4 protein-coding genes are annotated in these 5,769 nt (G+C 50.9%); 3 read left to right on the forward strand and 1 reads right to left on the reverse strand.

Annotated elements, in window-relative coordinates; genetic code table 11:
• Nucleotides 1-146: 146 nt before the first annotated feature.
• Complete coding sequence (bamD, locus tag ACJHX7_RS25720; RefSeq protein ID WP_000197686.1) at nucleotides 147-884, reverse strand: outer membrane protein assembly factor BamD; 738 nt, start codon at nucleotides 882-884, stop codon at nucleotides 147-149.
• Between the two features lie 134 nt (nucleotides 885-1,018).
• Between bamD and rluD the strand changes: the two genes are divergently transcribed.
• The 3 genes from rluD to clpB all read left to right on the forward strand — a co-directional run bounded on the left by rluD (nucleotide 1,019) and on the right by clpB (nucleotide 5,430).
• Nucleotides 1,019-1,999: a 23S rRNA pseudouridine(1911/1915/1917) synthase RluD gene (gene rluD, locus ACJHX7_RS25725; RefSeq protein ID WP_000079097.1), complete on the forward strand. Its 981-nt coding sequence runs from the start codon at nucleotides 1,019-1,021 to the stop codon at nucleotides 1,997-1,999.
• Nucleotides 1,996-2,727, forward strand: a complete 732-nt coding sequence (gene yfiH / locus ACJHX7_RS25730) for a purine nucleoside phosphorylase YfiH (protein ID WP_000040147.1) — start codon at nucleotides 1,996-1,998, stop codon at nucleotides 2,725-2,727. The genes rluD and yfiH overlap by 4 nt, the downstream gene beginning before the upstream one ends.
• Before the next feature lie 129 nt (nucleotides 2,728-2,856).
• Complete coding sequence (clpB, locus tag ACJHX7_RS25735; protein ID WP_001317994.1) at nucleotides 2,857-5,430, forward strand: ATP-dependent chaperone ClpB; 2,574 nt, start codon at nucleotides 2,857-2,859, stop codon at nucleotides 5,428-5,430.
• Nucleotides 5,431-5,769 lie beyond the last annotated feature (339 nt).

Raw genomic sequence — 5,769 nt, forward strand, 5'->3', positions numbered from 1 at the left:
AGATCAAGAGCCTGTCCAATGTGCATAAAAAAATCCGGAAACAAGTGAGCGTTTCCGGATTCTTACACAGCCACTGGATCGGTCAACTGATCCTTAACTGATCGGCATTACAGCTCAAGGCTGCCGTTTTGTGTTTCAGGTTTCTGTTATGTATTGCTGCTGTTTGCGGCGATGATTTTCGCTACTTTTTCAGCTTGCGCATTCATCTGCATCTGACGGTATGCATTTTCCATCAGCGGCAGCGCATCACGCGTAGCCTGGGTATCCGGATAGTCGCGCAACATGCCTTCTACGCGGTTAACGACAGCAACCCATGCACCACGTTCTGTATAATACTCGGCAACGGAGTATTCATATTTCGCCAGACGATCTTTCAGGAATACCAGACGTTTGGTGGCATCGGTGGTGTACTGACTGTTCGGATAGCCGCGCACCAGTTTGGAAAAGTCACTAAACGCAGCTCGTGCATGTTGAGGATCGCGATCGCTACGGTCAACGCCAAAGAACCCTTGCAGCGCACTGTCATCCAGCGCCATATTGGTCAGGCCACGCATGTACATGACATAATCGATATTCGGATGGGTCGGGTTAAGGCGAATAAAACGATCGATGGCAGCCTGTGCTAACGGCAAATCGGCGTTTTTATAGTAGGCGTAGATGAGATCCAGCTGCACCTGCTGCGAATACGGACCAAACGGATAGCGATTATCTAACGCTTCCAGTTGCGTTATTGCCTGTCTCCAGTTACCGTCCTGCAGCTTTTGTTGTGCAGTCGCGTAAATTTCATTTGGCGGATTATCAGGTACTTCTTCCTTTGACCCCGAGCAACCCGCCAAAAACAGGCTTAGTGTGGCGGCTGCCACCAGATATTTCATGCGCGTCATGACGTTTTGACTTTCCTCAAAATGTAATACGGGAGATTCTCTGTTCCTGCTCCCGGTTAAGACCAGCTACAATAGCACACTATATTAAACGGCAAAGCCGTAAAACCCCAACGATAAACGAAGAAGCAGTATATATGGCACAACGAGTACAGCTCACTGCAACGGTGTCCGAAAACCAACTCGGTCAACGCTTAGATCAGGCTTTGGCCGAAATGTTCCCGGATTATTCACGTTCGCGGATAAAAGAATGGATCCTCGACCAGCGCGTGCTGGTTAACGGCAAAGTTTGTGATAAGCCGAAAGAAAAAGTATTGGGTGGCGAGCAGGTGGCCATCAACGCTGAGATTGAAGAAGAAGCGCGTTTTGAACCGCAGGATATCCCGCTGGATATCGTCTATGAAGATGACGATATCATCGTCATTAATAAACCGCGCGACCTGGTGGTACATCCTGGCGCGGGTAACCCGGATGGCACGGTACTGAATGCATTGCTTCATTATTATCCGCCCATTGCCGATGTACCGCGTGCAGGCATCGTCCATCGTCTGGATAAAGACACCACTGGCCTGATGGTTGTGGCAAAAACCGTTCCGGCTCAGACGCGTTTAGTCGAATCTTTGCAAAGGCGTGAAATTACTCGTGAGTATGAAGCGGTGGCAATTGGTCATATGACCGCTGGCGGTACAGTAGATGAACCAATCAGCCGCCACCCGACCAAACGTACCCATATGGCGGTGCATCCGATGGGCAAACCAGCGGTGACTCACTATCGCATCATGGAACACTTCCGTGTGCACACGCGTCTGCGGTTGCGTCTGGAAACTGGACGTACGCACCAGATCCGCGTGCATATGGCCCATATCACTCATCCGCTGGTGGGCGATCCGGTTTATGGTGGCCGTCCGCGTCCGCCAAAAGGTGCTTCGGAAGCGTTTATCTCCACGCTGCGTAAATTTGACCGCCAGGCGCTTCATGCAACCATGCTGCGTCTTTATCACCCGATCTCCGGTATCGAAATGGAATGGCATGCGCCTATTCCACAAGATATGGTGGAGCTGATTGAGGTGATGCGCGCCGATTTCGAAGAGCATAAGGATGAAGTGGACTGGTTATGAGTAAGCTGATTGTCCCGCAGTGGCCGCTGCCAAAAGGTGTTGCGGCTTGTAGCTCTACTCGTATCGGCGGCGTGAGCTTGCCCCCGTATGACTCGCTCAACCTCGGTGCCCATTGTGGCGATAACCCGGATCACGTTGAAGAGAATCGCAAGCGACTTTTTGCTGCGGGCAATTTGCCTTCAAAACCGGTCTGGCTTGAGCAGGTACACGGCAAAGATGTGCTTAAGCTTACTGGCGAACCTTATGCCTCAAAACGAGCTGATGCCTCTTATAGCAATACGCCCGGCACGGTTTGCGCAGTGATGACGGCTGACTGCCTCCCTGTGCTGTTTTGCAATCGTACGGGAACGGAAGTTGCCGCCGCTCATGCAGGCTGGCGCGGGCTGTGTTCTGGCGTGCTGGAAGAGACGGTTTCTTGTTTTGCTGATAATCCGGAAAATATTCTCGCCTGGTTAGGGCCGGCAATTGGTCCACGCGCGTTTGAAGTGGGGGCGGAGGTTCGCGAGGCGTTTATGGCAGTAGACGCCAAAGCGAGTACAGCTTTCATTCAGCATGGTGATAAGTATCTGGCGGATATTTATCTCCTTGCCCGACAGCGTCTGGCGAGCGTTGGCGTTGAACAAATTTTCGGCGGCGGCCGTTGTACATATACGGAAAATGAGACTTTCTTCTCTTATCGTCGCGACAAGACCACCGGTCGTATGGCAAGTTTCATTTGGCTGATATAACCTAAAGAATCAAGACGATCCGGTACGCGTGATTTTCTTTTCACATTAATCTGGTCAATAACCTTGAATAATTGAGGGATGACCTCATTTAATCTCCAGTAGCAACTTTGATCCGTTATGGGAGGAGTTATGCGTCTGGATCGTCTTACTAATAAATTCCAGCTTGCTCTTGCCGATGCCCAATCACTTGCACTCGGGCACGACAACCAATTCATCGAACCACTTCATTTAATGAGCGCCCTGCTGAATCAGGAAGGGGGTTCGGTTAGTCCTTTATTAACATCCGCTGGCATAAATGCTGGCCAGTTGCGCACAGATATCAATCAGGCATTAAATCGTTTACCGCAGGTTGAAGGTACTGGTGGTGATGTCCAGCCATCACAGGATCTGGTGCGCGTTCTTAATCTTTGCGACAAGCTGGCGCAAAAACGTGGTGATAACTTTATCTCGTCAGAACTGTTCGTTCTGGCGGCACTTGAGTCTCGCGGCACGCTGGCCGACATCCTGAAAGCAGCAGGGGCGACCACCGCCAACATTACTCAAGCGATTGAACAAATGCGTGGAGGTGAAAGCGTGAACGATCAAGGTGCTGAAGACCAACGTCAGGCTTTGAAAAAATATACCATCGACCTTACCGAACGAGCCGAACAGGGTAAACTCGATCCGGTGATTGGTCGTGATGAAGAAATTCGCCGTACCATTCAGGTGCTGCAACGTCGTACTAAAAATAACCCGGTACTGATTGGTGAACCCGGCGTCGGTAAGACTGCCATCGTTGAAGGTCTGGCGCAGCGTATTATCAACGGCGAAGTGCCCGAAGGGTTGAAAGGCCGCCGCGTACTGGCGCTGGATATGGGCGCGCTGGTGGCTGGGGCGAAATATCGCGGTGAGTTTGAAGAACGTTTAAAAGGCGTACTTAACGATCTTGCCAAACAGGAAGGCAACGTCATCCTGTTTATCGACGAATTACATACCATGGTCGGCGCGGGTAAAGCCGATGGCGCAATGGACGCCGGAAACATGCTGAAACCGGCGCTGGCGCGTGGTGAATTGCACTGCGTAGGTGCCACGACGCTTGACGAATATCGCCAGTACATCGAAAAAGATGCTGCGCTGGAACGTCGTTTCCAAAAAGTGTTTGTTGCCGAGCCTTCTGTTGAAGATACCATTGCGATTCTGCGTGGCCTGAAAGAACGTTACGAATTGCACCACCATGTGCAAATTACTGACCCGGCAATTGTTGCAGCGGCGACGTTGTCTCATCGCTACATTGCTGACCGTCAGCTGCCGGATAAAGCCATCGACCTGATCGATGAAGCAGCATCCAGCATTCGTATGCAGATTGACTCAAAACCAGAAGAACTCGACCGACTCGATCGCCGTATCATCCAGCTCAAACTGGAACAACAGGCGTTAATGAAAGAGTCTGATGAAGCCAGTAAAAAACGCCTGGATATGCTCAACGAAGAACTGAGCGACAAAGAACGTCAGTACTCCGAGTTAGAAGAAGAGTGGAAAGCAGAGAAAGCATCGCTTTCTGGTACGCAGACCATTAAAGCGGAACTGGAACAGGCGAAAATCGCTATTGAACAGGCTCGCCGTGTGGGTGACCTGGCGCGGATGTCTGAGCTGCAATACGGCAAAATCCCGGAACTGGAAAAGCAACTGGAAGCCGCAACGCAGCTCGAAGGCAAAACTATGCGTCTGTTGCGTAATAAAGTGACCGATGCCGAAATTGCTGAAGTGCTGGCGCGTTGGACGGGGATTCCGGTTTCTCGCATGATGGAAAGCGAGCGCGAAAAACTGCTGCGTATGGAGCAAGAACTGCACCATCGCGTTATTGGTCAGAACGAAGCGGTTGATGCGGTATCTAACGCTATTCGTCGTAGCCGTGCGGGGCTGGCGGATCCAAATCGCCCGATTGGTTCATTCCTGTTCCTCGGCCCAACGGGTGTGGGGAAAACTGAGCTTTGTAAGGCGCTGGCGAACTTTATGTTTGATAGCGACGAGGCGATGATCCGTATCGATATGTCCGAGTTTATGGAGAAACACTCGGTGTCTCGTCTGGTTGGTGCGCCTCCGGGATATGTCGGTTATGAAGAAGGTGGCTACCTGACCGAAGCGGTGCGTCGTCGTCCGTATTCCGTCATCCTGCTGGATGAAGTGGAAAAAGCGCATCCGGATGTCTTCAACATTCTGTTGCAGGTATTGGATGATGGGCGTCTGACTGACGGGCAGGGGAGAACGGTCGACTTCCGTAATACGGTTGTCATTATGACCTCTAACCTCGGTTCCGATTTGATTCAGGAACGCTTCGGTGAACTGGATTATGCGCACATGAAAGAGCTGGTGCTCGGTGTGGTAAGCCATAACTTCCGTCCGGAATTCATTAACCGTATCGATGAAGTGGTGGTCTTCCATCCGCTGGGTGAACAGCACATTGCGTCGATTGCGCAGATTCAGTTGAAACGTCTGTATAAACGTCTGGAAGAACGTGGTTATGAAATCCACATTTCTGACGAGGCGCTGAAACTGCTGAGCGAGAACGGTTACGATCCGGTCTATGGTGCACGTCCTCTGAAACGTGCAATTCAGCAGCAGATCGAAAACCCGCTGGCACAGCAAATACTGTCTGGTGAATTGGTTCCGGGTAAAGTGATTCGCCTGGAAGTTAATGAAGACCGGATTGTCGCCGTCCAGTAAATGATACAACGAGCCCTTCGGGGCTCGTTTTTGTCTATAAGTTAGACGGAAAAGACTATATTTAAGATGTTTTGCCTGAAAAGTGAGCGAACGATAAAGTTTTTATATTTTTCGCTTGTCAGGCCGGAATAACTCCCTATAATGCGCCACCACTGACACGGAACAACGGCAAACACGCCGCCGGGTCAGCGGGGTTCTCCTGAGAATTCCGGCAGAGAAAGCAAAAATAAATGCTTGACTCTGTAGCGGGAAAGCGTATTATGCACACCCCGCGCCGCTGAGAAAAAGCGAAGCGGCACTGCTCTTTAACAATTTATCAGACAATCTGTGTGGGCACTC

The sequence above is a fragment of the Escherichia sp. WS1451 genome (assembly GCF_046487365.1).
In the GTDB taxonomy this organism is placed as follows: Bacteria; Pseudomonadota; Gammaproteobacteria; order Enterobacterales; family Enterobacteriaceae; genus Escherichia; species Escherichia coli.